Source organism: Streptomyces sp. SID3212, from assembly GCF_009865405.1.
GTDB lineage: Bacteria > Actinomycetota > Actinomycetes > Streptomycetales > Streptomycetaceae > Streptomyces.
Map to the genome: position 1 here is coordinate 15484 of NZ_WWJY01000005.1, position 26143 is coordinate 41626.

The window sequence follows — 26143 nt, forward strand, 5'->3', positions numbered from 1 at the left end:
ATGGCTACTTTGCGCGCGCTGGAGTGTCTGGTCGCACTCGTCGACGAGGGGTCTGTGACCAGGGCCGCGGCGGCCCTTCACCTGTCACAGCCCGCTCTGTCCCATCAGATCGCGGCCCTGGAGCGGGAACTCGACACCCCGGTGGTGGAACGGCTGTCCCGTGGCGTACGCGTGACCGCCGCCGGCCGGGCCGCCGCGGTCGACGCCCGTATCGCCCTGAAGGCGGCCGAACGTGCCGTGGCTTCGGGCCGGGACGTGGCCGCCGGGCGGGCCGGGCGGATCCGGCTCGCCTGCGCCGAGACGATGACCGTCTGGCTGCTGGTCTCCCTGCTGCGGCGCTGGCGTTCCCGGCGGCCCGAGGTGCGGATCGACCTCATGGAGTTCACCAGCACCGACGCGATGGTGGAGATCCTGATGGCGGGGGAGGCGGACATCGTCGTCGGTCCCGAACCCACCGGCACCACGGCGCACGTCGAGCGGCTGGGGGACGAGGAGATGCTCGTCGTGTGCCCGGAGGAGCACCGCTTCGCCGGCCGGTCCTCCGTACGCGTGGACGACCTGGTCGGCGAGCCCTTCGTCCACTACACGAGTGACAACGGCAACGCCGCCTGGGTCGACCGGTTCGTCTCCTCCCACCAGGTCTCGCTCAGTCCGGTGCTCCGTACGCGCAGTCCCCGCACCGCGGCCCAGCTGGCCGGGGCGGGGATGGGCGTCTCGATCGTCCCCGCGTCGGCGCTAGCCGTACGGCCGGCCGGGGCGGTGTTGCGTTTCGACCCGCCGGTCCGCCGCGCGGTGGTCGCGATCACGACCGTTCCCTCGGACGCCCTGGTCGCCCTCTTCCTGAGGGATCTGCGGAATCAGGGCCTACCGGTCGGCGGCGCCGACCACGTGGCTGGAGTGGACGGCGTGGACGGCCTCCAGGATCAGGTCGGTGACGGCTCCGGGGGCGGTGACGAGCGGGGAGTGGTCGGTGGGTCCTGACCGCACGTCCGCGTTCATCCGCTCCGCCATGAAGCGCTGGGTGCCGGCGGGGATCATGCGGTCCTGCTCCGCGACGAGGTACCAGCTGGGGCGGTCCCGCCAGAGCGGCCGGCCGACGGGGGTGCTGATGCAGGCGCCAGCGATCGGCCGCTGGACGGCGGCGAGCACGGCGCGTTCCTCGTCGGTGGCGTCGGGGGCGAAGGCGTCGCCGAACGCGGTCTCGGGGAGCCATATGTACCCGTCGGCGTCCGGGGCCAACTCCGGTGCCCGTGGGTGCGGTCGGTCCCGGTAGTAGACGTCGGCCACCGTCTCGCCCTCGTCGGGGGCGAGCGCGGCGACGTACACCAGTCCGGCCACCCGGTCGCTCCGGGTCGCGCCGACGACGGCTCCGGCGTAGGCGTGACCCACCAGGACCACCGGGCCTTCGGTGCGCTCAAGGGTCCGTTCCAGGGCTGCCAGGTCGTCCTGCGGTGAGGAGAGCGGCAGCGGGGCGGCCAGGGTGTGGATCCCGTGCGATCTCAGCCGGGTGATCACCTTGCTCCAGCTCGATCCGTCCGCCCAGGCGCCGTGGGCGAGGATCACGGACGGCGTGTGGCCGGGGGCCGCCGGGGTGGGGTTCATCTCTTCAACTTCCTTGCGTGGGTGGGGTGTGGGTGGGGTTGCGTGCTGCGTGAGCGCTGTTACGGCTTGGGGTCGACGTCGTCCAGGAACGAGTGAATGAGCCCGGCGGCGTCGTCGAGACGGCTTTCGAGCAGGAAGTGCCCGCCGTCGAGAAGGTGGATCCGGGCGTCGGGAAGGTCCTCCCGGAACGACTCCGCCCCGGCCGGACCGAAGATCGGGTCGTTCTTGCCCCAGACCGCGAGGAGCGGCGGCCTGTGTTCGCGGAAGTACGCGTGAACCGCCGGGTAGAGCGGCGAGTTGGTGGCGTAGTCGCGGAACAGGGCCAGTTGGACGAGGTCGTTGCCCGGCCGGGAGAGCAGGTGGAAGTCGTGGTACCAGGTGTCGGGGCTGACGACCGACTCGTCCGGGACGCCCGTGACGTACTGCCACTTGATGAGGTCGAGGGTGAAGGCGCCACGGATCGCCGCCTCGGTCTCCTCGGTCTGCTCACGCTGGTAGTCCCAGACGGTCTTCCAGAATCCCTCGACGAACCCGCTGTCGTAGGCGTTGCCGCTCTGGCTGACGATCGCGGTGATCGCGTCGGGATCGGCGAGAGCCAGGCGCCAGCCGATGGGGGCGCCGTAGTCCTGGACGTAGAGGGCATAGCGGGTCACGCCGAGCTGGTCGAGCAGGCCCTTGGTGAGCGTCGTCAGCGCGTCGAAGGTGTAGTCGAACCGGTCGGCGGCCGGCGCGTCGGACAGGCCGAAGCCGAGGTGGTCCGGTGCGATGACGTGGTAGCGGTCGGCCAGCTTCGGGATCAGGTCGCGGAACATGTACGAGCTGGTCGGGAAACCGTGCAGAAGGACCAGTGCGGGGGCGTCGGCGGGTCCGGCCTCCCGGTAGAAGATCCGGTGCCCCTGGACGGTCGCGTAACGATGGTGAACAACGTTCATGATGTGCCCCTTCGGGGTTTTCGCTCTTGTGCGTCAGGTGAGAGGCTCCCCGCCGTCGACGCGGAGAGTGACACCTGTCAGCGAAGCGTTTGTCATGGCGAACAGAACGGCGGCGGAAATGTCGTCCACCGTGCCGATACGGCGGGCGGGATTCGCCGCCCGCAGGTTTTCGAAATAGGCCTTCTTCTCTTCCTCGCCCAAGGAGTCCCAGATCCCGGTGTCGATGACACCCGGCGAGATGGCGTTGACCCTGACCGGCCCCATTTCAAGGGCCAGGGACCTCGTCAGGAAATCGGCGGCTCCGTTGGTGGCGGCGACGCCGAGATAGCCGACCACCGGCTTGAACGCGGCCACACCGGAGAAGAGCGTGAAAGAACCCCCCTCCGCGATCCGCCCGGAGAAATACTTGGCGAGCATGATCGGGCCGACGACTTTCGTGTCGAACGAATGCAGGACCGCCCGGCGGTCGAGTTCCGCCAGGTGCCCTCGGGCGCGGGCCGAGGCGGTCGACACCAGGTGGTCGATCTCGCCGAGGCGCTCCGCGAGGGCGGCGATACTCGCGTCGTCGTTGAGATCGACCTCCTCCACCTCGATCCCCGGATCGTCGTACGCGTCCCGCAGCGCTTCCCGGTCCCGCCCCGCCACCACGACGTTCGCTCCCTCGGACTGTGCGGCGAGGACGACGGCGCTGGCGATTCCGCTCCCGCGGCCGATGACAAGAACGGTCCGCCCCTTCAACGAGAGAGCCATGGCTTCCTCCCTTGAGCGTGTCCTCCCAGCCTAACGAGCGAATTCACCGACCGCCGCTTCTGGATCATGCGATTTCCCGAGGTCAAGCCAAGATTTCTCGCATGCCTTCCGACCTCGGCAATGGGCCGGGAGGAGATCTACGATGGAAGTTCCGGGGCACGAGCACACCCGCCCGCACACCCGCCCGCAAATGAATCCGCGAATCCATCCGCGAAGCCGTCAGTGGAAGCGCGAAGCCATCAGTGGAAGAAGGAATCGTCATGGGTCTGGCATGGCAACAGGGGCCTCTCGCACCGCATTCGATCGGCAGGTTCCTCACGCCCGAACCCTTGCCCGAGAGACTGCTCTTCGCGGAACGTCTCCGCCGCAGGATGCGGGTCCGATTCTCCGGCGAGTGGATAGCGGAGAGCGAGGACGTGATCCTCCTGCACGAACCCGGCCGGTATCCGGTGGCGTACTTCCCGCTCGGGGACGTGGAAAACGGGGTGCTGGAGGCCGCCGAACTGACCACCCGGCACCGCGAACTGGGCACCACGACCTGGTACACGGTCCACGGAAAGGACCGGAAGACGCCGCGCGCCGCCTGGCGGCACACGGAACTGCCCGCGTACGCCGAGGAGTTCGAGGGCCGGGCGGCGTTCGCCTGGCGGGCCATGGACGCCTTCTACGAGGAGGACGAACGGATCCTCGGCCACGCGGCGGACGCGTACCACCGGATCGACATCCGCGACTCCTCACGGCACCTCGAAGTACGGGACGGCGACCGGGTGGTGGCGAACACCCGGCGGCCCGTCGTGCTGTACGAGTCCGGCTTCGCGCCCCGCTGGTACGTCCCCCGGGCGGACATCGACGAGGACGCCCTCACTCCCGTCGAGGGCCAGACCTTCTGCCCGTACAAGGGACTCGCGGACTACTACGAGATCGGCGGCACCGAAGGCGCCGCCTGGTCCTACCGCCACGCCTACGACGAGGTGCGCCGCGTCGACGATCTCGTGTCCTTCGAGCCGGACAAGATCGCGGTCCACCTGGACGGTACGCGGCTGAAGTTGGAGCCGGGCCAGACGGTGATCCCGCACGGGGCCGATCGCGGGCTCGACGTGGCCGAGGTCGAGGGCCAGGTCACGAGCCGTAACTCCTAGCAACAGCAACAGCAAGCAACAGCCAACAGACGCGACAGACTTGACGGCATGTAACAGGGAGCCAGCGATGAAATCCACACTTCAGGACAAGACGGTACTTGTGGTCGGGCGGGGCAGCGGCATCGCCCGCGCGGTGACCCTGGCGGCCCGGGAGGCCGGCGCACGCGTCGTGGTCGCCGGACGCGACGAGGACAGCCTCGCGAAGGCGTACAACGACCCTGGGGTCACCCCCGAGATGGTGGACCTCACGGACGAGCAGTCGGTCGTCGCCCTGGCCGAACGGCTCGGAGAGGTCGACCACATCGTGTCGACCGCCTCGGCCCGGGCCCGGGGCACCATCGACGCGCTCACGCCGGAGATCCTCCGGCTGTCCTTCGCCACCAAGGCGATCGGGCCGATCATCCTCGCCAAGCATTTCCGTGACCGGATCCGCGAGGGTGGCTCCCTCACCCTCTTCTCCGGCGCCACGGCCATCAAGCCCGTTCCCGGCATGCTGGCCGTCGCCGCCACCAATGGGGCGGCGGACGTGATCGCCAAGGCCCTGGCCGTGGAACTGGCTCCTGTACGGGTCAACGCCATCTCCCCCGGGACCGTCGACACGGGGGCGTACGACGCCCTCGGCGAGGAGAAGAAGGCCGCGCTGTTCGCCGAGAGGAGTGCGCGCAACCCGGCGCGGCGGATCGGCACCGCGGAGGACATCGCGGACGCCGTCGTCTTCGCGATGACCAACACCTTCCTGACGGGTGTCTCGCTGTCGGTCGACGGCGGCGAACCGCTCGCCTGACGTACGGCAGCGGCCCGTCAGCGCGGGGCGGCGGCCGGGTCGCCGGGTTTGATCAGGTATCCGGCGCCGCGCCGGGTGTGGATCATCGGCGGGTGGCCCGCGTCGATCTTCCTGCGCAGGTACGAGATGTAGAGCTCGACCACGTTGGCCTGGCCGCCGAAGTCGTACGACCACACCCGGTCGAGTATCTGGGCCTTGCTCAGCACGCGGCGCGGATTGCGCATGAGGTAGCGGAGCAGTTCGAACTCGGTGGCCGTGAGGTGGATGGACCGGCCGGCCCGGACGACGTCGTGGCTGTCCTCGTCCAGGGTGAGGTCCCCGACGGCCAGCAGGGACTCGCTGCGGGTGACGGTGGCGCCCGACCGCCTGATCAGGCCGCGCAGCCGCGCGACGACCTCCTCCAGGCTGAACGGCTTGGTGACGTAGTCGTCGCCGCCCGCCGTCAGTCCGGCGATACGGTCCTCGACGGCGGCCTTGGCCGTGAGGAAGAGCACGGGCACCTGGGGCAGCTCGCGCCGGAGCCGCCCGAGCACCGCGAGCCCGTCCATGTCGGGCAGCAGCACGTCGAGCACCACCGCGTCGGGCCGGAACTCCCGCGCGGACCGCACCGCGCCCGCCCCGTCACCGGCGCTGCGCACCTCCCACCCCTCGTACCGCAGGGCCATGGACAGCAGATCGGTCAGCGAGGCCTCGTCGTCGACGACGAGGACGCGGACGGGGTTGCCGTCCGACCTGAGCATTTCGGCGCGCCCCCTGGGCGAGATCACGGTCATGGTGCTCACCCTGGGGAGGGCCGGTGAGAGGGTTCTTGCCGATTCCTATGAATTTCCTGAGAAACCCCTGGGACCCGTGGGCCCGGGGGCCCCGGGGCCCTGGTCAGGACTGCCTGCCTGGGCAAGATCGGCCTGTTCGGCCAGATCGGCAAGACCGGCGGGATCGGCAAGACCGGCAGGATCGGTAAGACCGAAGAGCCGGGCGCCGTTGTCGTGGCACACCGCCCGCAACCACTCCTCCCCCAGCCCGAGCCCTTCCAGGGCCTCCAGCTGGTGGACGTACGGGTACGGAATGTTGGGGAAATCGCTCCCCAGCAGGATCCGGTCCCCCAGATCCGCCAGCCGCGCCCCGGCCTCGCGGGGGAAGGGGGCCATGGCCTCGCTGAAGTCCGTGAACGCCATCGTCGTGTCGAGCCGCACCTCCCCGTACTGCCCGGCGAGGTCCAGGAAGTCCTCGTACTCCGGCATCCCCATGTGCGCGACCACCAGCCGCAGCCGGGGGTGGCGCGCGAGCAGCCGCCCCACGGGCCCGGGCCCGGTGTACGCGCCGGGCGCCGGCCCCGAGCCGCAGTGCGTCACCACCGGCACCCCGGCCTCGGCGAGCAGTCCCCAGGCACCGTCGAGCAGCTCGTCGTTCGGGTCGTAGGCCCCCACCTGGAGGTGGGCCTTGAAGACCCGGGCCCCCTCCTCGACGGCCCTGCGGACGTACGCCTCGACCCCCGCCTCGGGAAAGAGCGTGGCCGTCCGCAGACAGTCGGGGGTACGGGCGGCGAAGCCGGCGGCCCAGCCGTTCAGCCACTCGGCCATGCCGGGCTTGTGCGGGTAGAGCATCGAGGTGAAGGCCCGCACCCCGAACGCCCGCAGCAGCGCGACCCGTTCGTCCTCCGCCCGCCGGTAGGTGATGGGCCACTCCCGGCCGATCAGCGGCCCGGCGGAGTCGAAGTAGGCCCACACCTTGCGCAGGACACGATCAGGCATGAAGTGGGTGTGCACGTCGACCAGGGCGGGCACCCCGATCCGCTCCCGGAAGCGCGACACGTCGGCCGGATCAGTCAGATCGCCCATGAAGGAACCCTTTCTCGCCCGCCTCCTCAGAAGAGGCCACCCTGAACATCTCCCACCCGTACGTCCAGCACGGGCACGGTCAGCCCTTCTTCCCCGTCCCGCACGCCGGTCAACTCCCATCCCTTCATCAGCCGGGTGTCCAGCACCACCACCCCTCCTCCCCCTCCCCCTCCTACTTCCACTCCCCTTCCCACTCCCGCCGCCGTGGCGAGATGCAGATCGGGCCCGGAAGCGGCGAGGAGCCGCCCGGTGACGCACCCCCCGGCCACCAACTCCCGCACCACACCGCCGGCGGGCGGGAGCCCGTCCAACCCGAAGACGGCGCCGTGGTCGACGGCCTCGAACCCGATCCGCTCCAGGGACTCGGGCCACCCGGCCAACGCCCCGGCGCGCGCATGCGTCCGCCGTACCTCCTCGGCGCGCTCGGCGACTCCGGGCAGGCCCGCCCGTACGCGCCGCTTCTCCGCATACGGAATCCGGTCCGGCACACCCAGCGCGACCCGCACCAGCTCCTCGGCCCGCCGCGCGGCCATCAGAGGGCCCCGTCCCAACCAGCTGAAGACCACGGCCCCCTGCTCAAGCAACCGCGCGGACCCCCGCTCCTCCCGCGTGATCCCCACCTTGACCAGGCCAGGACCGAACCAGGCCACGTACACGCGATAGACGCGCGGATCGTCGGCGAGCGCGTCGGCGGCCACGGAATGCAGCCGGTCCAGGCGAGCGCACTCGACGCACAACCCTCCGGTCCCCCGCCCCCCGAGCTCACCGTTCACGGGACACGGATTCCCCCGGGCCCCCCGGCAGACCCGCACCCCCACCGCCCGGAACCCGACCACACTCCCCCGCGCGACAGCGCTCTCCCGCCGCACACCCACTCCACCGCCCCGCCGCCACCGGAGCACGGGCGTCCCACCTGCCCACCCCATCCCGTCACACCACCACCCGACCGCCTTCACCCCTCCACTGTCCCTCACGCCACTGACAACGCCCCGCCCACAACGCCTCCGACGCCGCCCCCGACGTCACCCCCGAGGTCACCCCTTGGCATCGGCCACGACCTCCGGCAAGCGCCCCGAAATCCCTTGTCCGTCTTTCAAGAATGATTCTCACTCGAATGCATCATTTCCGAATGGCGCGTTCAAGCGTTATGTGCCTATGACAGCCGGGCTGTTCCCAGACCCTGAACTGTCCTGTCCAAGAACCCCCGTTCTACAGGAGCAGGCTCTCTCATGACATTGGACGTCTCGCGCGCGCCGTCACGTCGCCGTATCGTTCCCAGATTGATTGCCGGGGCCATGGCCCCGCTGGTCGCCGCCGCCGTCGTGGTAATGACGTCGACCCAGGCCGTCGCCATCGCGACACCCGTTCCGCTGGGTACCGCGGACAGTTTCGCCGTACTGGCGGGACAGCAGGTCACGAATACCGGCCCTTCGGTCATCACCGGTGACGTCGGCGTGAGTCCGGGTACGGCCATCAGCGGATTCCCGCCCGGCCTCGTGAACGGTGTCCAGCACTCGGCGGACGCGGTCGCGCTCCAGGCGAAGTCCGACCTGGTCGCCGCGTACAACAACGCCGCCGGACAGGCCACCGACGCCGCCCTCCCGCCGGACGCCGGCGGCCTGACCCTCGTTCCCGGCGTCTACACGGCGTCCAGCACGCTGGGTCTCACCGGCACCCTCACCCTGGACGCGGGCGGCAACCCCAACGCCGTCTGGGTGTTCCAGGTGGGCTCCGGACTGACGACGGCGTCCGCCAGCCGCGTGGCGCTGATCAACGGCGCGCAGCCGTGCAACGTCTTCTGGGAGATCGGCAGCTCGGCCACGCTCGGCACCAACTCCGTGTTCGTGGGCAACATCCTGGCCCTGACCTCGATCAGCGTCACGACCGGGGCGAGCATCGACGGCCGGGCGCTGGCCCGTAACGGCTCGGTGACGCTGGACAACAACCGCATCAGCCGGGCGACCTGCTCCACGACCACCACGGGTGGCACGACGACCGGTACGACCACCGGCACGACGACGGGCACCACGACCGGTACCACCACGGGCACGACAACCGGCACCACGACCGGGACGACCACCGGTGTGCTGGGCGGCGTCCTCGGAGGCGTACTGACCGGTGGCACCACCGGCGGCACCACCAACGGCGGTGTGCTGGGCGGGGTCCTCGGGGGCGTACTGACCGGTGGCACCATCGGCGGCGGCAGTACGGTCAGCACCTCCGGGAACATCTCCGGGAACACGTCCGGCAACACGGTGGGCAACACCACCGGAGGCAACTCCACCAAGGGGAACACCGCCGGCGGCAACATCACGGGCGGGAACATCACCGGGGGCAACATCACCGGCGGCGGCCACGGCAAGCCCGAGCACGGCGGAAAGCCGGGTCACGGCAAGCCGGGCCACGGTAAGCCGGAACACGGCGGCGGGCACGGCAAGCCGGGCCACGGCAAGCCCGGCCACGGCGGCGACCACGGCAAGCCCGAACACGGTGAGGGCCACGGCCACGGCAAGCCCGGCCACGAAGAGGGCGGCCACGGCGGCTACGGCGGCGACGAGGGCTTCGGCGGCTACGGAGACCGGCCCCAGGGGCCGGAGGGCGACGAGTCGGAGCACCCCGGTGGCCCCGAGAACCAGGGCGGTCACGACGGTCACGGCGAGTGGTCCGACGACCAGGGCCAGACACGCTAGGTGACGGTCCGAGCCGGTACGTCCGGCTCGATCAACGGCGGCGCGCGGCGGAATCCCGGATCCCGATTCCGCCGCGTGCCGTCCGTGAATCCCGTAAGGAAACGTGGACGTGAGTAGCTGCGACGAGAAAGAAATCCCACGAGAACGCGAGGAAGAGACAATTGCGGAATCCGTGCCTTCGGCACGACCGCGCCCCTGGCTCGCGCGAACGCTGAAAGTGGGGCTGCGGACCGTGGTGGCCCTCTGCGCGGTGACGACACTGACCCACGTGACGATGGTATTCCTGCACGTGGCCCCGGCCAATGCCGTTTCACAGCGCTACAGCCGGCAGATCGACGCGTGGATCTATCCCCTGTTCGAACAGAACTGGCGGCTCTTCGCGCCGGATCCGGACTCCGTCAACCGGCGCATTCTGGCAAGGACTGCACACACCGCGCCGAACGGCGCCGTCGAGGTCAGCGACTGGTTCGACGTGACGGCCGCCGACCGGGCCGATGTGAAACACAACGTGTTCCCGAGCCACACCACACAGAACCTGCTGCGCCGCGCCTGGACGTCGTACGTCGAACTCCACGGCGGTGACGACCGCCCCCACTCGGAGCGGGCCGCGATGATCCAGCGGTACCTGTACAACATCGCGTCGGACCGCGCGGCCGACCACGGCGACGGCCCCTTCGAGTCCCTCCAGCTCCGAGTCCTCACGCTGGCCATCGCCCCACCCCCGTCACCGGACGGCCGACAGGCGCCGACGGCGTCCCGGGTGACAGAGAACCGGCTGCTGCCGTGGCGGAAGGTGAACCGGGATGGACACTGAACGAAGCACGCCGGCCCCGCGGCGGCATACTGCCCCCGGGCCGGAGGACACCGGAATCACGCGGCTGTTCACCCGCGCAAGAGCCGTGAGCACACTCCTCGTCGAGCGGCCCGTCTCCCTGTACGCGGCGGCCGTGCTGCGCATCGGGTACGGATTCCTCTACCTCGCCTTCCTGGTACGCGAGTTCCCGCACCGCGACGAGATCTGGGGCCCCGGTTCGCCGTGGACCCCCACCCTGGCCAGGGAGTTGTTCGACCAGACCGGCTGGACCAGCGTCCTGACGCTGTCGGACAGCCGGACGTACTTCGAGTGCTGCTACGCGGCGGCCCTGGTCATCTCGGCCCTGTTCACACTGGGCTGGCGAACCAGAATCCTCTCCGTACTCTTCGCGGTAGTGGTGGCGTCGTTCCACGCCCGGTCGATCTTCATGACGGACGGGGGAGACAACCTCATCCTCCTCATGACGGTCTGCCTGGTCCTGACGGCGTGCGGAAGACGCTGGTCACTGGACGCACGCCGAGCCGGCAAGAGGCGCGCCGGAAACCCCGAAAAACAACGCCCCTTCCTCCCTCTCATCCCCCTCATCCCCCTCCGCGACGCGGCAAGAACACTCACCACCACACTGCACAACTGCGCCATGTTCGTGATCGCGGCGCAGGTCTGCTTCCTGTACGGATCGGCCGGCCTGTACAAGGTCCAGGGCGGCACCTGGGGCAACGGCACGGCCCTCCACTACGTACTGAACCTGCAACTCTTCCGCCCCTGGCCGGCCCTCTCCCAACTCGCCGACCAGTACCCCCTGATGATCGCGGTCACGGGCTACCTGACGGTACTGCTCCAGGTGGCTTTCCCCTTCACCCTCTTCGGCCGCCTGAAGTACCCGGTCCTGGCAGCGCTGTTCGGCATGCACCTGGGAATCGCCCTCCTCATGGGCCTGCCACTCTTCTCCGGCGCCATGATCGTGGCCGACATGGTCTTCCTCCCGGACCGCTTCTTCACGTCCCTGTCCCACCGAGCCCGCGCCGCCCTGACCCCCCACAAGAACAAGCTCCCCACGGCACCAACCCCCCTCCCCCAGCAAACCCGCACGGAGGAGACAAGGCCGGTCTCACGCCCCCTGGCTTGACGGACGTCAGAAACTGTCGATGATGAGCCAGGCGGCAACCCCTCAGGATCACTCCCCAGTGATCCAGGAGGGGCGAGTCCAGGTCTCGCCACGCGACACGGGACGGGCGTCCCTCCAAGCGGTGTCGCGGGTGCGATCAGCCGAGGTAGGGCCGCTCACGGTGTTCCAGGAAGTGACGGATCCGGAGCTGTTGCGTGTGGTGCATCGGCAGCTGGTCGATCTCTTCCAGCTGGACGAAGCGCAGCTCCGTCGACTCGTCCGAGATCGCGAGCCGGCCACCGACCACGCGGGCGGTGAAGCAGACGTTGAACTGACGGCGCACCTCACAGTCCGCGTAGGCGATGACGTGGTGCACCTGCAGCTCGCTTTCCAGCAATGCCCGGGCAGCCCCGGCGGTGTGCACCGTCCCGTGCGGACTATCCATGCCGAGGCGAGCGAGGAACAAGTACGCGCCGCGATCGGCAAGCTGTCCGAGCCGGTGGGCGGGACCGGCTGACGTCGTCAAGACCTGTTGCCATACGGGCCAACGCCAGAGGCCCCGGATCTCTCCGGGGCCTCTGGCTGCTGTGCACTCGGCAGGATTCGAACCTGCAACCTTCTGATCCGTAGCTCTAGCCAGAACGGTCAGTGACGGCCATACCGGCCGCTACAGGGCCACGGAGAGACGGTCGCGGACGGGGACGGTTGCTGGCGTTGCTGTACTGCACTGCGGTACGGGGTCTGCCGCTACGGGAGGGCCTTGGGGTTGGTGCTGATGAACCCCTTGCCTTCGGGCCAGATCACGGCGCAGTCCTGCGTCGCGGCCAGGGCCAGGAGGTCTTCCCGCGGCTCGGAGGGGAGCAGGATGGCGCGGATGGTGTGGTCGACGAACCTGCTGTAGTCGGCGAGCTGTCCGATGGCCATGCGGATGTTCTCGCGGGTGACGCTGCCCTTGGCCTCGACCAGGAGGCCGAGCCCCTTGGCGTGGAGATCGGTGAAGAGTGGACGGCTCTCACCGGGGGGAAGGATGCGCTGCCGGCCAGACTGGTGGCCGTTGCTGGTCAGGTAGTCGGCGAACGCCTTGACCAGGCGGGCTTCCTTCCGATCAGCCTCGTACGGTTCCTGGTTCGGGTTGACGAACGTGGTCTCGTTCTCGTTGCGTTCCAGGGGGAGATCGTCCACCTGGTTTGGGTGAGAGACGAGCAGCCGGCCAAGCTTGGTGGCGGGTTCCTGCGGTGCGGTGTCAACCGGGTTGAGCCGGAAGACGATGACCTTGCGGAGCGGGCCGTCATTGGTTTCGGGGGCGTCTGCGGAGTACCAGGGGTCCTCCTGGTCGACGGTGAACTCACCCCGGTAGGTGATCGTCCCGCGGGCGCCCTGGAAGACGCGCAGTGCGCGCCCTTCGGCCTGGTGGTTCAGGATGCTGGCGTTGCCAGAGATCATCCGCTGGTCGCCGTACTGGCCCTCTCCGCTGTAGTGGAAGCGGCCGTCCGGCATCCAGTCGTCGTAGTAGCCGTGCTTCTCGCCGGCGACAGGATCCGTGAAGACGAACACGTTGGGCGTCTTGGCTGACGGCCCGATGCCTCCCTGCGTGCGCCCCCCGAACTCGCTGTGCAGGGCCTTGCGTTCGATCTGATCGCCGGGCTGGAGCTGCCACTCCACGCTGTCCACCGTCGTCTCGCTCATGGGCCTCCCTCGAAAGCTGTCGGACCTCACAACGAGGTGCGATCGTAAGTAGGATGCGCGCATGTGAATCGGATGTCAAATTTTGGCATCCGATTCACCTCCAGGATGGATCCGTACGCCCGCCCTATGCCTAGATGCGCCCCTATGCGCACTGACGCGCCGAGAGCCTCGCGGCGACGGTGGCCTTGCTGCTTTGGCGGCGCCGCTAGATACCTGGGGGAAGGGCGGTAGGCGATGAACAGGGTGACCCCATGGGCGAAGGAGACATTCGGCGAAGTGGCCGGCGCGCTGGCTGACGCCATACCGGCTTGCCTGACGCGCGCCCACGAGCGAGCCCGTAACGGCCACCAAGGGGTGCACACCCAAACGCTGGAGGCGTACGGGCACGGCCTCCACGCAGTGCAGTACGAGGAGCTTGCCGCCGGCCTCGAACAGATTCCGGGCGCAACCGCGGTCCGTCTCCAAGCCCGAACGGTCATGATCGTCGCGGACAACGTGATCTACCCGATCCGCTACGCCAAAACGGACGTACCCGTCACCGCGGCGCGACTCCGTCGGGCTACCGGACTACGAGCCGACCTGATTCGACGCCACGGACCAGAGCCCATGCAGGGCGAACTAGACCTTGGACTTGAAGAGTTGGAAGAGCAAGAAGCCCACCGAGACCTTGTCCAGGTTCCGCCGGATACACGGCTGATCCTCGTCGCCTACGCCTGCTCCATGGACCGCGGAGTCATGCGCCTTGAATGGGGAGGCGCAGAATTACGTCGCGCAGATCGATATCTCATTTGGCACCATCATGAGCCACTTCATATTCCCGGATAAAGTTCACTCACCGACGACTCAAGTATTTCCAAAATGAGAGACAGAATTAATCCATCCAATCACAGCCAAATACAATATGCTCAATAATTTAATTACTTTGGAGGCAAGTTCGCGACATGCCCGTGGGCAAACCACAAGCGCTTAAGACTCATCAAAACGGTCAACACCAAGTGAGAAAAGATCGCCACCAGAACCCCTGTCCAGTAGGGCCCAACCGGAACCTTTGGATCATGCGTAGCCGCGACAATTACCAGAGCAACCACAAGGGTAAGACCTACCAGCACAGCCCATCCCACATTAGCGAATAGCTCCGCCACATCACGGATTATATCGTGAGCGGGATGCAAACCTTCATCCCGACGAACCCGAAGACTCAGCGTGAAAACGTTCGTCAACAGGCCAAATAGAAGGCCAGTGAAAACACCGATACCTCCAATGAATTTCGAAACATCAAGGAGATTAAAATGATTAAAATGACGGAGCACACCAACGCCTACACCAAGAAACGCAGGGAGGAGAATGAAGGCAAAAAAATCAGCAAATCTCGCCTTACTGCTCTCGCCGTCAACATACGTCGCAAAGTTGGCCGCCGCGATGTCCCGAACATCCCATTTTCCACTCACGGCGGCCCCCTAGACGCAGTCAGTCGATCTGCCACGCCCCTCTGTCGACGCGCAGATAGTCTAGTGAAGCACCTACCTCTGACAGTACCTCGCGCCGGAAGACGTCGTCGCCTGGAGGACCGTTCCGGGGGCCCTCCAGCGCATACATGAAGCGTGGCCAGTCGCGGTTTACAACGATCGTTCTAGACCGCCCATTAAGCTCGATCTGAAGCCGGACCTCGTCCGCTTCTGGAATGCCTGTAACGGAGAAAACTGCGTCTGCGGGAAGCTTCTTCTGAATGGCCATCTGGATCCAATCCCGCGGAAGTCGGGACCTTTGGGCCTTCACTCGATGTTCCTGCACCCGAACGCCCACCGCCCTGTCCGCAACATCCCTTTCACGAGTGACGTAGGTGATTTCTTCAAGGCTGGACTCCTCGATAAACTTGTTCCACGCATTCGTATCTTGGAAGTAGTTGATCTCGGCGCAGAGCCTCTCCGCTTCTTGCCCGGCCTTGAACCAGTCACGAAATGCTATTGCCATAGAGCCCTGAGCGCTCGCATGCCCGATCACCTCTGTAGCCCACAAAGCAAAATCTCCTGACCGCGGAACAAACAACGCCTGCCTCAAGGGGTAGGCCGCAGCATCATCGTCAAGGATCTCGTACGAGTCGTTTCCCGTCCCGGTGTCTACTACCTTCCCTCGTGTTCCATAGCGACCCGCCTCGACCGTGAACCACACTGCCCGCCCGGATGCCTCAAAGGACTGCAGGCGGATATACCGCTCGGACTTGTCGATCGTCATGCCTTTAGTTCCGACGCCATCTGAAAGGAACTTGGAGTAGACATCAAGCAAGTCATCCTTTCTGCTATTGAAGCTGCTGATCTGGCGGAAGGACTTAGGCTCTTGGACCTTCCGCACTCGGATCTCGTAGACGGCAAACTGGTGTCGGGGCATGCGCGACCTCCTTGTCGGTGCAAATGATGTTAGTTGGCTGCATGTGCTGACGGACTAGAACGCTGGAAGACCGCCAGTTCATGCATCGTCAAAACGTCTGTAGGCCCAACAGGAGAATGTGACGGTGGGTAACTACGTCTCGATCGTGGCATGTGACGGGACCTCCGACCAAACCAGTCATCCACAGGGCCTGTGCATAACCTCCATGATTCTGTGGGTAGTTGGCCCAATTCTGTGTATAAACCGGGGGACGAAGCTGTGTATGACTACGCCGCGTCACGAGCTCACCGCGCCTCACCTGCAAGCACGCTGTCCACTGCCTGTGCAGAGAAAAAAGTCCACAACTCGTGAACTCTTGAAGATTTGTTGGCTTCAGGAGCTCTCACTCGCAGGAGGTGCTCACACAGCAGCCCACTACGCACCCCGGCTCCCGTCCCGTCCGCCTTCGACCCACACACCGTGGAGCAGTTGTGGTTCAGGGCGTCAAGGTGGAGCGCGCCACTGTACGAACGACCTTGACGCCCTGAACCACAACTGCTGGGCTCTGCCTGGGTCGGAGGTGGTCGGGACGGGAGCCCACAACGCTCACCACCACGTGCCCGCAGTCGCGGACGGCGCCCCTCCCATCCCGGAGTCTGAGCGCCCCCGCCGGAGGCCCTGTTCTTCCCTGTCCACACCTTCACCCTTCTCCACCTTCCCCTGCCTCCCTCCTCGCCTTGCGGGTTCTGGGGCTGGTTCTCGGTGGGTGAAGCACGCCGTTCGTGCCGTGTCTCGGCTGCTGGCGTCCGTGTCGGGGGTGCTGTGGGTGGCTGGTGGTTCGGATGGGTGGCCCGTGGGGTGGTGGGCTGTCGTCCTCGGTCCGGCGGTGTGGAGGGCGGGGCAAAGCGTGAATCGGGGAACCCTGCGGCTACCTCTGGTGGCGCGGGGCCGGGGGCCGGGCGGCGGGCCGAAGGCATGGCCGCCCGAGTCCCCGAGTCCGCGCCGGCCCGTGTGACGGGCCGGTGGGGTGTGATCCGTAGCGGCGGCAGAATGCCGATTGCCCAACCGCGCCGGATGCCCAAGGGGCAAGAGCAGCCCACCACGCACGGAGGAAGCCACCAAGCCGAAGACACCACGCCGGCCACTCGCTGCCCCGGTCCCGGGGCGGCCTGCTGGCCTTCTCGCGGCTTCGCCGGCCAGAGTTCCGGGCCCTCCCGAAGGAGTGATCCCCCACCTGCCCGACAGGTTCCGGAAGTAGCGGCGCCTCCCGCGCGGGATCCCGGAGGGCTTCCCCTCCCCTCCCCGCCCGAAGGGTGGGGCTTGATGAGGTAGAGAAACCTGTAACAACCAGGGTCGCCGGTCAGGCGCTCGCGATGACCTTCCGGCCGTCGTGGGAGCGCACGTGCGGAGCATCGTCCCGCAGCGCATCGGTGACCCGGACCGCGAAGACCTCGCCCATGCGGTCGACCACCTCGGCAGGTGTCAGCCACTCGACCGCGGTCGACTCGTCGGAGAGCTGCTCGTGGCCGCCCTCGACGTGGCACCGAAAGACGAGCGCGACGACGCCGCGGGCCGTGTTCTTGTAGACCCCGGTCAGCCGCTCAACCTGGACCTTGAGCCCGGTCTCTTCGTAGACCTCGCGCCGTACGCCGTCCTCGGGGGCCTCGGACAGTTCGAGCACGCCGCCCGGCGGCTCCCACGTTCCGTTGTCGGCTCGCTGGATCGTCAGTACGCGCCCGTCCTCGCGAACGACCACGCCGGCCACGGACACCGAGTGGAGCGGCGTTGACGGGGTCTCCTGGCGACTGTTACTCATGTACATGAGAATAGGAGACTGAGAAGGACTATGGCGAGTACTGAGGTGGCTTCAACGGCCAAAGCGAAGTATCTCCAGATCGCGGACGACCTTGCGGCACAGATCCAATCGGGTGCCCTGGCCGCTGGAGCTGCGGTGCCGAGTGAAGCGGAGCTGATGGAACGCTACAGCGTCGCCTCGGGCACCGTACGCAAGGCGGTCGCGGAGCTGCGCACGACTCAGCTGATCGAGACGCATCACGGACGGGGCTCGTTCGTCCGCTCCCGCCCCCCGGTGCAGCGGAAGTCCTCTGATCGATTCCGCAGGTCGCATCGGAAAGCCGGCAAGGCCGCGTACCTGGCAGAGGCTGAACAGTCCGGCGGTACGCCCTCGGTGAAGGTCCTCTTCATCGGCCCGGTCGAGGCACCCGCGGAGATCGCCGCCCGGCTCGACGTCAGCGCCGGCAGTCAGGTGCTCGCGCGGAAGCGCCGCTACTTCCGCGACGGGGTGCCCACGGAGGAAGCGACGTCGTATCTCCCTTGGGACGTCGTCAAGGACATCCCGGAGATGTTCGCTGAGAACCCCGGCGGTGGCGGGATCTACGCACGTCTCGAAGACCGCGGTCACCTCCTGGCGGAGTTCACGGAGACGGTACGGGCACGGCTCGCGACCAAGGCGGAAAGTTCGGCTCTCGCGCTGAGTCCGGGCTCCCCCGTGATCCATCTTGTACGCAATGCGCAGACGGACGCCGGCCGTGTTGTCGAGGTCTGCGACACGATCATGGCCGCTGACCAGTTCGTTTTGGACTACCGCTTCCCTGCCAGAGATTGACGGTCAGTCAGATCGGCAACCCGCCACAAGATTCTTTCTAGTGGCGGGTTGACTCATGTACAGGAGTCGGGCACTCTTCTACTCATAACTCCTGTACATGAGTGCAGGAGAGAATCTCTTCTACAGGAGAGCCGCATGCCGTCCTTCAAGATCGACGTTTCGACCGCCGTGGTGTTCGTGGCGACGGCGCCGGTGCCGAAGCTCGTCAACAAGCAGACCGGCGAGATCGCGATGGACCGGGAGACCGGTGCGCCGTTGGTCACGGTGGGTCTGCTGATCTCGGATGAGGGGGAGGGGAACCTCTACCAGGTGACCGTGCCGAAGACGGGGGTTCCGGAGAGCCTGGTGCCGGGGACGCCGGTGTCGGTGATCGGGCTCAAGGCGCGGGACTGGGAGAACGAGTTCAACGGGCAGAAGCGCCACGGGATCAGCTTCCGTGCGGTCGCGATCACGGCGGGGATCTGACGCCATGTCGGATCTGACCACGATCGCTGAGGTCACCGGGGCTGTAGCGGCTGCGGGTGGTCTCGGGTACGCGAAGGCTCGGGCGCCTCGGGTGTACTGGTCTCTGGTGGGCATGCCGGTTGCGATCGGCCGGTTCACCGTGACGTACGGATCGACGATGGACGTGTGCGGGCTGACGGTCCAACCCTCCCGGCTGCGGGCGTTCATGGTCCGCAACGTCGCCCGCCGCGACGTCCAGCCGGTCCCGCCGAAAGTCCGCCGCGTCAGGGGTACTTCGACCGGTCTGCTCGTGTCGCTGCGGCTCCCGGCCGGTCTGGAGCCTGCCGACGTGGCCGCCGCTTCGGAGCGGTTGCGGCACGCCTGGGGTGTCCACTCCGTCCACGTGGTGGAGGCCAAGCCGGGGGTCGTAGAGCTGCGGATGACCGGGTACGACGTGCTGCGCCGGGTGCGGATGCCCCGCCGGATTGCGTCGGGGGAGCTGGTGGTGCCGGTGGCGCTGCGGGAGGACGGGAGGGCGTTCGTCCGCGACTACCGGAAGATCCCGCACGCGCTGACGCTGGGTGCGAATCAGTCGGGCAAGTCGATGTATCAGCGCAACCTCATCGCCGGTCTGGCCAGGCTCCCCGTGAGCTTGGTCGGGATCGACTGCAAACGCGGTGTCGAGCAGGGCCGCTTCGCCTCCCGCCTGTCCGCCCTGGCCACCACACCGGATGAGGCGTCCGCCCTGCTGGATGCGCTGGTGGGGGAGATGGAGTCCCGGTTTTCGCTGCTGAGTGAGCATCAGGTCTCGGACTTGTGGGAGCTGCCGAAGCGGGTTCGGCCGGTGCCGCTGGTGGTTCTGGTGGATGAGGTGGCGGAGCTGTTCCTCACGGCGGCGAGGAAGGATGAGGAGCGGCGGGACCGGATGGTCATGCAGATGATCCGTCTCGGTCAGATGGCCCGCGCGGTCGGGATCTATCTGGAGATCTGCGGGCAGCGCTTCGGCTCCGACCTCGGCAAGGGCGCCACCACTCTGCGAGCTCAGCTCACCGGCCGTGTGATCCACCGGGTCAACGACAAGCAGACCGCTGAAATGGGCCTCGGGGACATCGCCCCCGACGCGGTCTCGGCCGTGACGACGATCGCCCCGGACCGCCCCGGTGTCGCGGTGGCCGGTGACTCGTCGGGCGGCTGGTCCCGTATTCGCACTCCCGAGATGTCTCCCGCTGAGGCGGTGGCGATCTGCCGGGAGTATGCGCACCTCACCCCGCACCTTCCGGTCCTGGCCCCGTTCCGCCCGGCCGTTCCCGACGTGGTGGTTCCGGATGGAGCTCCGCCGCTGGTCACCGCTCGGCCCGTGACCGAGTAACACCCCCCCTTGCTCCACAGGTCGGCGCGGCCTTCTCGCGCCAGGTCCCTACCCCGCCCATGCCTGAAACCGGAAGGAATCACCGCCATGGCCCGGAAGACCACCCCTCGCACCACCCCGAAGACGGTTCCCGTCCCGCCTGCCGCGTGCGGGGTGTGCAAGGGCTCGGGACAGGTCGCCGTGAGTGTCCGCGTCGGCCGCAAACACCGCAACGTCGGACAGCAGGAGGGCTTTTGCCTGGCCTGCTTCGGCACCGGCACCACCACCTCCTGACCACACGGAAGGACCCTGTGATGACGAAGCAGGAAGCCGAACGGACCGCGATCCTCACCGCGGGAGTCGTGATCCTCGCCCTGACGGCGGTGGCGTTCTGGCTCTCCTACGCCCACCTCGCCGACGTCGCTAAGACCAACGGCCTCGCCGCCTCCAACGCCCGCACCTGGGCCTGGCCCGCCACCCTCGACCTATTCATCGTGGCCGGTGAAGTCCTCATGTTCCGGGCCGCGTTGCGCGGTGTCACCGACTGGTGGGCCATCGGCCTCACGGTCGCCGGGTCGCTCGGGTCGATCGGTCTCAACGTCGCCGGAGTCGGCGCCGGAGCACCACGCCTGCACTACGTCGTCGCCGCCGTACCGCCCTCGGCCGCGCTCCTCGCCTTCGGCGCCCTCATGCGACAGGTTCACAACCTCGTCGCCACCCCGGCTGACGACGGCCCCGCCCCGCTGGCCGAACCGGAAACAGAACCGGCCCCGGCCGAAGTCGCGGATATCGAGGTTGAGCGGGTTCCTGACGCTGACCCGTTCGTCCCCGAACTGCTACCGGGGCCGCTGCCGGTCGCCGTTTCGCCAGTGCCTCCGGCTCTGCTCGATCACGCCCGGAAGATCGCGGACGCACACCACACCGCAACCGGCAACGAGATCGACCCCGGAACGCTGCGGGCTCGGCTCGGTGTCCCGCCTCAGCTCGCTGACGCAATCGTCGCCCAACTCGCCTGACAAGGAGGGAAGTTCATGCCGCGTCCGAACCGCTTCCGCGACCTGCTGCGTATCGGTCCGGTCCAGGTCGGCACCCACACCGACGGCCGGGGACGGACCAAGCACACCGCTGCCTGCACCGCCCCCAAGTGCGGGTTCTCCGCCGACTACGACAGCCGCCCGGCCGCCGAACTCGCCGCCCGCACCCACCACTGCAACCCCTGACCGGAGGTGAGCACCATGCGCTACCCCGAGGACCAGTTCAACGCCGGCCACATCCCCGCTGACCTGCTCGGACAGCTTCCGCCCGGCACCGACCCGAAACAGATCGTCATCGTCCGGGCCGCACCCCGCAACTACACCGGCCCCATCCTGCTCGCGGTCACGATCACCGGCGGCATCGCCCTGATCATTCTCATGATCGCGGTGACCCTGCACGTCGCCGCCGCCGCGACGGTCGCCGTTCTCTCGGCCACCGGCGGCGTCGGCCTCACCCTCAAGCGCCACAGCAAGTAGCCCCCGGGGCGGCCTCGGTCGCCAAACTTCCGCCGCCCCGGGCGCCCACCCATCCCGATCCGAAGACCCGGAAGGACCCACCCATGATGCCCCAGCACAGCCCTGCCCGGACGCGCCTTTGCCAGGACTGCGACGGCTTCCCCACCGTCGCCATCACCACCGGCACCCGCACCCCGGACGGCTCCCGCCAGACGATCACCGTGGCCTGCCGGACCTGCCACGGCACCGGCCGGGCCGCTCTCACCGCCGCTCGCATCTTCGTGGCGAGGTGACCGGCATGCGTCGCAAACTTCCCGCCGACCTCACCCCCACACCGGCCTCCCCGGGGCTGAGGGTCCGCAGCGGCACGAAGTACACGAGCTCACAGGGCGACTATCTCTGCCGCTGCGGAGACGAAGACCACGCCAACGGCGACGCCAACGTCAAGGCCCTGGTCGACCGCTACACCGACCACAAGAAAACCTGCGAGGGCCGCTGATGAACGACACCGCCACCACGGCGGGCCTGGACCCGACCACCCTCACAGACCTCCTGAGGGTGGCCGGGTCCCCCGGCTTCGACCGCTGGCAAGACCAGATCCGCCGCACCGGCGGCTGCGCCGACCCCATCCACCTCTCCGGCTCCACCAAGACCATCGACCCCGCCACCGGCACCGTCTTCTCCACCTACACCACCGACGGAGAACCGGGCGGCCGGCTGCGGATCGCGTGCGGCAACCGGCGGGCCTCCCGCTGCCCCTCCTGCGCCTGGACCTACGCCGGCGACACCTACCACCTCATCCGCGCCGGCCTCACCGGCGACCCCGCCAAAGGCACCCCCCACACCGTCCGCGACCACCCCCGCGTCTTCGCCACCCTCACCGCCCCGTCCTTCGGCCCCGTTCACAACCGGCCCACCTCGGGGCGTTGCCGCTGTGGCACCCAACACGCAGACGGAGCAACCGAGTTGGGGACCGCACTGGACCCCGGTACGTACGACTACGCCGGGGCGGTGCTGTGGAACAACCACGCCGGGCACCTCTGGCGCTACGTCACCATCTACCTCCCCCGGGAACTGGCCGCTCGCGCCGGCATCACCCAGAAGGCTCTTCGGAAGTGCCTGCGGGTCTCCTACGGCAAGGTTGCTGAGTACCAAAAGCGCGGCGCCATCCACTTCCACGCCGTGATCCGCTTCGACGGACCCGACGGACCGGACTCCCCACCGCCGACCTGGGCCACCCTCGACCTGCTCACCGACGCCCTACGCGCCGCCGCAGCCCGCGCCGAGATCGCCCTCCCCGCCGCGGGCGACTACCCGGCCCGGGTCCTGCGCTGGGGCACGCAGCTCGACGTCCAACCCATTGGCGCCTTCGGCAACGGCGAAGACCTCACCGAGCAAGCCGTCGCCTCCTACGTCGCCAAATACGCCACCAAAGCCGCAGAGACCACCGGCACCGTCGACCGCCGCATCGGAGAACTCGCCGAACTCGACAAGCTCCCCGACCTGCCCGACCACACCCGCCGCCTCATCCGCGCCTGCTGGGACCTCGACGCTGCCTACCCCGACCGCCGCCTCTGGGCGTGGGCTCACATGCTCGGCTTCCGGGGCCACTTCTCCACCAAATCCCGCCGCTACTCCACCACCCTCGGCGCCCTACGACAGGTCCGCGCCGACTACCGCGCCAACCAACAACGCGCCGCCCTCGGCCTGCCCAACCCCGACGACCACCCCGACGCCACCACGCTCACCGTCGCCCACTGGGCCTACGCCGGCCACGGCCACACCCCCGGCGAATCCTGGCTCGCCGCCAACATCCACCGCGACCTCCAACACAACCGCCTGACCGCCCGTGAACACCGTGCCGAGCTGGAAGACCTGGAAGAGGGGCACTCATGACCACCACCGTGATCGAGCGGAAGTGGCACACCACTGCCGAGGTGGCCGAAATGCTCGGCTTCGGCCTCTCCAAGACCAAGATGCTCGTGCTCGCTGGCGAGATCCGTTCGGTGAAGATCGGCCGCAATCGGCGCATCCTCCCGACCTGGGTGGACGAATACGTCCAGCGCGTCACCGCGGACGCCGAAGGGTGGGCGGCATGACCGGGAAGCGTGGCAACGGGGAAGGGTCCATCTACCCGTACAAGAACGGCTACGCGGCCTACGCCTGGGTCACCAAGCCGGACGGGAGGCGGGCGAGGAAGTACGCCTACGGCAAGACCCGCGAAGAGGTCCACGACAAGTGGCTCAAGCTCCATGCCGAATCGAAGAGAGGGCCAGTGGCCACTCGGCACCGCACCCTCGCGGCCTTCCTCGCGTACTGGCTCGACTCGATCGTGAAGCCCAACCTGGCCCCGCTCTCGTATGTCTCGTACGAGGGGTACGTGCGGCTCTACATCTCCCCGCACCTCGGCGCCAAGCGACTGGACAAGCTCACCGTGCGAGACGTGCGGGAGTGGCTGAGCAAGCTGGGCACTCTGTGCCAGTGCTGTGCCCAGGGGAAGGATGCGAAGCGGGCACCGGCTCGGAGGAAGTGCTGCGCGGTCGGGGACTGCTGTGAGTCGTACGCCTCCCGTCGGGTGGTCCAGGGATCCCGTGACGCTCTTCGGGCTGCGCTGACGCATGCGGTCACAGAAGAGGAGATCAACAAGAACGTGGCCTCCCTCGTGAAGGTGCCCAAACCTCGCCGGCGCCGGGTCAAGCCGTGGTCTGTCGCCGAGGCCGGGCATTTCCTCGCTGATGCCGCCGCTCGTGATGACCACCTCTTCGCGGCCTGGGTGCTCGTCCTGACGCTGGGCCTGCGCCGCGGGGAGGTCCTGGGGCTGACGTGGACGTCCATCGACTTCGACTCCGGCGAGCTGTACGTGGATCACCAGATCCAGCGGGCCGGTCGGCAGCTCCTCCATCGCGAGACCAAGACCGAGGACTCGGACGACTTCTTGCCGCTGCCGGCGCTCTGCCTCAAGGCGCTGCGGATGCGCCGGGCCCAGCAGATCGGCGACCGGAGCGCCGCCGGAGAGCTCTGGCAGGACGTTCACGGGCTGGTCTTCACGACCAAGTACGGCACGCCGATCGAGCCCGGAAACCTCACGCGGATGTTCGCCCTCCGCACCCGGCGCGCCGGCCTGCGGATCATCCCGCTCCGGAACACCCGGCACACGGTGGCCGCACTTCTCGTCGTCCTCGGAGTCCATCCGAAGATCGCGCAGCGGATCCTGCGGCACTCGCAGATCGCGATGACGATGGAGGTGTACGCCGAAGCAGGCGAAGAGGAAGTACGCACGGCTCTCGGCAAGCTGTCCGACGCGATGGGCAGTACCGGCTGACACGGTTGCTGTACTTCGTTGCTGTACGGGCAACGCAAGAGCCCCTCTGGACATATCCAGAGGGGCTCTCACCTGTGTGCACTCGGCAGGATTCGAACCTGCAACCTTCTGATCCGTAGTCAGATGCTCTATCCGTTAAGCTACGAGTGCTTGGCGTTCCGGGCTTTTCTGCCTGGGCGGCGTTGCGAGAACAACATTACATGACCTGTGGCGCCAGGTGAAATCCATTCGTCATACCGGGGCTGACCTGCGGAGATGCCCGGGAAGTGCGGTTCGTGGAGTGGGTGGGCCGGGTGGCGCGCGAGCCTTGGAACGGGTCCGGAACGGGTCCGGAACAGGTGAAGCCCCGGCCGGGTGGCCGGGGCTTCGGTGGTGCTTGCGCGGAGGCGGAGGGATTTGAACCCTCGATGGGCTTTAAGGCCCAAACCGCATTAGCAGTGCGGCGCCATAGACCGGACTAGGCGACGCCTCCAGCACACCACCGCGCGGGCGCGGACGGTGCGTGCAGATGATGACACAGCCGGGTGGGCTCTCACCAATCGCCGCTCACGGTACTAGGCGGGCGGGGCGTAGAGCAAAGCATCTCCGGCCGCCCTGCCGCGTTCGCGCGGCTCCGGTTGCGCAACGCCTGGGCCCGACGAGCGTTAGACGTGTCGGGGGCCGACCCCGGATCCGTAACCCGTCAGGAGCTTTCATGCTGCGCCGCCTCGTCCTCACCGCCGCCGCGTCCGTCGCCGCGCTCACCGCCCTCGCGCCCGCCGCCTCAGGCGCCTCCGGCGCCCTCGCGGGGCCCGTCGCCGGTTCCGGTGCCTCCCCGCTCGCCTCCCCCCTCGGGCGGCTCGCGCCGCTTCCGCTGCCGCTCCTCGAAGAGCGGCCCGACTCGTTCACCGTGACCGTCGCCGGTTCGGGCGTCACCCGGGCGGATGGTTCGTTCAAACTGGAATGCGGTCCGGTCGGCGGGACACACCCCCGGGCCAAGGCCGCCTGCGACCGGCTGACGGAGCTGGCCGGCAGCGACAAGGACCCGTTCGCGCCGGTCGCCAAGGACCAGATGTGCACCATGCAGTACGGCGGTGACGCCACCGCCCGCGTCACCGGCATCTGGCGGGGCAGGAACGTGGACGCCACCTTCAACCGCAAGAACGGCTGCGAGATCGCCCGCTGGAAGACGATGGAGCCGATCCTGCCCGCCCCCGCCGGTTCGTAGGA

Annotated in this window: 30 protein-coding genes, 2 tRNA genes and 1 pseudogene; 20 read left to right on the forward strand and 13 right to left on the reverse strand. The window is 67.9% G+C overall.

Features of this window, described 5'->3' with window-relative positions; translation table 11 throughout:
- Nucleotides 1–981 carry a LysR family transcriptional regulator gene (locus GT042_RS00445; protein ID WP_161306696.1) on the forward strand — a complete coding sequence of 327 codons (981 nt, stop codon included), beginning with the start codon at nt 1–3 and terminating at the stop codon, nt 979–981.
- On the opposite strand, the gene GT042_RS00450 is transcribed toward GT042_RS00445, so the two are convergent.
- The 3 genes from GT042_RS00450 to GT042_RS00460 are packed head-to-tail and all read right to left on the reverse strand — an operon-like array spanning nt 865 to nt 3284.
- A complete protein-coding gene (locus GT042_RS00450) occupies nt 865–1602 on the reverse strand; it encodes an alpha/beta hydrolase (protein WP_161306697.1) in 738 nt (245 codons plus the stop codon). The two genes, GT042_RS00445 and GT042_RS00450, sit on opposite strands and share 117 nt — an antisense overlap.
- Nucleotides 1603–1661: 59 nt before the next feature.
- Nucleotides 1662–2534, reverse strand: coding sequence for an alpha/beta hydrolase (locus GT042_RS00455; RefSeq protein ID WP_161306698.1), 873 nt, complete (start codon nt 2532–2534; stop codon nt 1662–1664).
- A 33-nt stretch (nt 2535–2567) separates the two neighbouring features.
- Nucleotides 2568–3284, reverse strand: coding sequence for an SDR family oxidoreductase (locus GT042_RS00460; protein ID WP_161306699.1), 717 nt, complete (start codon nt 3282–3284; stop codon nt 2568–2570).
- Nucleotides 3285–3613: 329 nt separating this feature from the next.
- Here GT042_RS00460 and GT042_RS00465 point away from each other — a divergent pair, with 329 nt between their 5' ends.
- Nucleotides 3614–4423 carry a DUF427 domain-containing protein gene (locus GT042_RS00465; RefSeq protein ID WP_237530351.1) on the forward strand — a complete coding sequence of 270 codons (810 nt, stop codon included), beginning with the start codon at nt 3614–3616 and terminating at the stop codon, nt 4421–4423.
- 67 nt (nt 4424–4490) lie between these two features.
- Nucleotides 4491–5207, forward strand: a complete 717-nt coding sequence (locus GT042_RS00470) for an SDR family oxidoreductase (protein WP_161306701.1) — start codon at nt 4491–4493, stop codon at nt 5205–5207.
- Nucleotides 5208–5224: 17 nt separating this feature from the next.
- Here the strand turns inward: GT042_RS00470 and GT042_RS00475 are convergent, their stop codons facing one another.
- The 3 genes from GT042_RS00475 to GT042_RS00485 are packed head-to-tail and all read right to left on the reverse strand — an operon-like array spanning nt 5225 to nt 7971.
- Entirely contained in the window at nt 5225–5980 is a 756-nt protein-coding gene (locus GT042_RS00475; protein WP_161306702.1) for a response regulator transcription factor, read from the reverse strand.
- Nucleotides 5981–6025: 45 nt separating this feature from the next.
- Nucleotides 6026–7045 (reverse strand): amidohydrolase family protein, encoded by a 1020-nt coding sequence (locus GT042_RS00480; RefSeq protein ID WP_161306703.1) that lies wholly within the window; start codon nt 7043–7045, stop codon nt 6026–6028.
- A gap of 26 nt (nt 7046–7071) precedes the next feature.
- Nucleotides 7072–7971 carry a DUF2797 domain-containing protein gene (locus GT042_RS00485; protein WP_161306704.1) on the reverse strand — a complete coding sequence of 300 codons (900 nt, stop codon included), beginning with the start codon at nt 7969–7971 and terminating at the stop codon, nt 7072–7074.
- A 303-nt stretch (nt 7972–8274) separates the two neighbouring features.
- Here GT042_RS00485 and GT042_RS00490 point away from each other — a divergent pair, with 303 nt between their 5' ends.
- The 3 genes from GT042_RS00490 (at nt 8275) to GT042_RS00500 (ending at nt 11675) form a co-directional block, all read left to right on the forward strand.
- Complete coding sequence (locus tag GT042_RS00490) at nt 8275–9735, forward strand: ice-binding family protein (protein WP_161306705.1); 1461 nt, start codon at nt 8275–8277, stop codon at nt 9733–9735.
- 274 nt (nt 9736–10009) lie between these two features.
- Entirely contained in the window at nt 10010–10549 is a 540-nt protein-coding gene (locus GT042_RS00495; RefSeq protein WP_345943625.1) for a DUF5819 family protein, read from the forward strand.
- An 85-nt stretch (nt 10550–10634) separates the two neighbouring features.
- A complete protein-coding gene (locus GT042_RS00500; RefSeq protein WP_345943623.1) occupies nt 10635–11675 on the forward strand; it encodes an HTTM domain-containing protein in 1041 nt (346 codons plus the stop codon).
- A gap of 136 nt (nt 11676–11811) precedes the next feature.
- Here the strand turns inward: GT042_RS00500 and GT042_RS00505 are convergent.
- Both GT042_RS00505 and GT042_RS00510 read right to left on the reverse strand, forming a co-directional pair.
- A pseudogene (locus tag GT042_RS00505) lies at nt 11812–12024 on the reverse strand (DNA mismatch repair protein MutT); the annotation flags it as partial.
- 377 nt (nt 12025–12401) lie between these two features.
- Nucleotides 12402–13340 carry a restriction endonuclease gene (locus GT042_RS00510; protein ID WP_161306708.1) on the reverse strand — a complete coding sequence of 313 codons (939 nt, stop codon included), beginning with the start codon at nt 13338–13340 and terminating at the stop codon, nt 12402–12404.
- Between the two features lie 234 nt (nt 13341–13574).
- Here GT042_RS00510 and GT042_RS00515 point away from each other — a divergent pair, with 234 nt between their 5' ends.
- Nucleotides 13575–14165 carry a hypothetical protein gene (locus GT042_RS00515; protein ID WP_161306709.1) on the forward strand — a complete coding sequence of 197 codons (591 nt, stop codon included), beginning with the start codon at nt 13575–13577 and terminating at the stop codon, nt 14163–14165.
- Between the two features lie 92 nt (nt 14166–14257).
- Here GT042_RS00515 and GT042_RS00520 read toward each other — a convergent pair whose 3' ends face one another.
- From GT042_RS00520 to GT042_RS00530, 3 genes are all read right to left on the reverse strand, one after another.
- On the reverse strand, nt 14258–14788 hold the full coding sequence (locus GT042_RS00520; RefSeq protein ID WP_161306710.1) for a hypothetical protein: 531 nt from the start codon (nt 14786–14788) through the stop codon (nt 14258–14260).
- Between the two features lie 19 nt (nt 14789–14807).
- A complete protein-coding gene (locus tag GT042_RS00525) occupies nt 14808–15725 on the reverse strand; it encodes a hypothetical protein (RefSeq protein ID WP_161306711.1) in 918 nt (305 codons plus the stop codon).
- A 1339-nt stretch (nt 15726–17064) separates the two neighbouring features.
- On the reverse strand, nt 17065–17520 hold the full coding sequence (locus GT042_RS00530; RefSeq protein ID WP_202532173.1) for an NUDIX domain-containing protein: 456 nt from the start codon (nt 17518–17520) through the stop codon (nt 17065–17067).
- Nucleotides 17521–17550: 30 nt separating this feature from the next.
- On the opposite strand from GT042_RS00530, the gene GT042_RS00535 reads away from it, so the two are divergent.
- The 12 genes from GT042_RS00535 (at nt 17551) to GT042_RS00590 (ending at nt 24934) form a co-directional block, all read left to right on the forward strand.
- Nucleotides 17551–18330 carry a GntR family transcriptional regulator gene (locus GT042_RS00535; protein WP_161306712.1) on the forward strand — a complete coding sequence of 260 codons (780 nt, stop codon included), beginning with the start codon at nt 17551–17553 and terminating at the stop codon, nt 18328–18330.
- Nucleotides 18331–18465: 135 nt separating this feature from the next.
- A complete protein-coding gene (locus tag GT042_RS00540; protein WP_161306713.1) occupies nt 18466–18795 on the forward strand; it encodes a hypothetical protein in 330 nt (109 codons plus the stop codon).
- A gap of 4 nt (nt 18796–18799) precedes the next feature.
- Complete coding sequence (locus GT042_RS00545; RefSeq protein WP_161306714.1) at nt 18800–20143, forward strand: FtsK/SpoIIIE domain-containing protein; 1344 nt, start codon at nt 18800–18802, stop codon at nt 20141–20143.
- An 87-nt stretch (nt 20144–20230) separates the two neighbouring features.
- Entirely contained in the window at nt 20231–20416 is a 186-nt protein-coding gene (locus tag GT042_RS00550) for a hypothetical protein (protein WP_161306715.1), read from the forward strand.
- Between the two features lie 20 nt (nt 20417–20436).
- Entirely contained in the window at nt 20437–21138 is a 702-nt protein-coding gene (locus GT042_RS00555; protein WP_161306716.1) for a DUF2637 domain-containing protein, read from the forward strand.
- 15 nt (nt 21139–21153) lie between these two features.
- Nucleotides 21154–21342, forward strand: coding sequence for a mobile element transfer protein (locus GT042_RS00560; protein WP_161306717.1), 189 nt, complete (start codon nt 21154–21156; stop codon nt 21340–21342).
- Nucleotides 21343–21357: 15 nt separating this feature from the next.
- Nucleotides 21358–21633, forward strand: coding sequence for a hypothetical protein (locus tag GT042_RS00565; protein ID WP_161306718.1), 276 nt, complete (start codon nt 21358–21360; stop codon nt 21631–21633).
- A gap of 86 nt (nt 21634–21719) precedes the next feature.
- Entirely contained in the window at nt 21720–21905 is a 186-nt protein-coding gene (locus GT042_RS00570; protein ID WP_161306725.1) for a hypothetical protein, read from the forward strand.
- Between the two features lie 5 nt (nt 21906–21910).
- The gene (locus tag GT042_RS00575; RefSeq protein WP_161306719.1) at nt 21911–22111 is read left to right on the forward strand and encodes a hypothetical protein; all 201 of its coding nucleotides are present in this window, start codon (nt 21911–21913) and stop codon (nt 22109–22111) included.
- Complete coding sequence (gene repSA, locus GT042_RS00580; RefSeq protein ID WP_161306720.1) at nt 22111–23508, forward strand: replication initiator protein RepSA; 1398 nt, start codon at nt 22111–22113, stop codon at nt 23506–23508. The genes GT042_RS00575 and repSA overlap by 1 nt, the downstream gene beginning before the upstream one ends.
- Nucleotides 23505–23711: an excisionase family DNA-binding protein gene (locus GT042_RS00585; RefSeq protein WP_161306721.1), complete on the forward strand. Its 207-nt coding sequence runs from the start codon at nt 23505–23507 to the stop codon at nt 23709–23711. Before repSA ends, GT042_RS00585 begins: the two co-directional genes overlap by 4 nt.
- Complete coding sequence (locus tag GT042_RS00590; RefSeq protein ID WP_345943624.1) at nt 23699–24934, forward strand: site-specific integrase; 1236 nt, start codon at nt 23699–23701, stop codon at nt 24932–24934. The genes GT042_RS00585 and GT042_RS00590 overlap by 13 nt, the downstream gene beginning before the upstream one ends.
- 77 nt (nt 24935–25011) lie before the next feature.
- On the opposite strand, the gene GT042_RS00595 is transcribed toward GT042_RS00590, so the two are convergent.
- Nucleotides 25012–25084: transfer RNA gene (locus tag GT042_RS00595), tRNA-Arg, on the reverse strand.
- Nucleotides 25085–25315: 231 nt separating this feature from the next.
- Nucleotides 25316–25406: transfer RNA gene (locus tag GT042_RS00600), tRNA-Ser, on the reverse strand.
- Nucleotides 25407–25628: 222 nt separating this feature from the next.
- Here GT042_RS00600 and GT042_RS00605 point away from each other — a divergent pair.
- Entirely contained in the window at nt 25629–26141 is a 513-nt protein-coding gene (locus tag GT042_RS00605) for an SSI family serine proteinase inhibitor (RefSeq protein ID WP_161306723.1), read from the forward strand.
- Nucleotides 26142–26143: the final 2 nt, after the last annotated feature.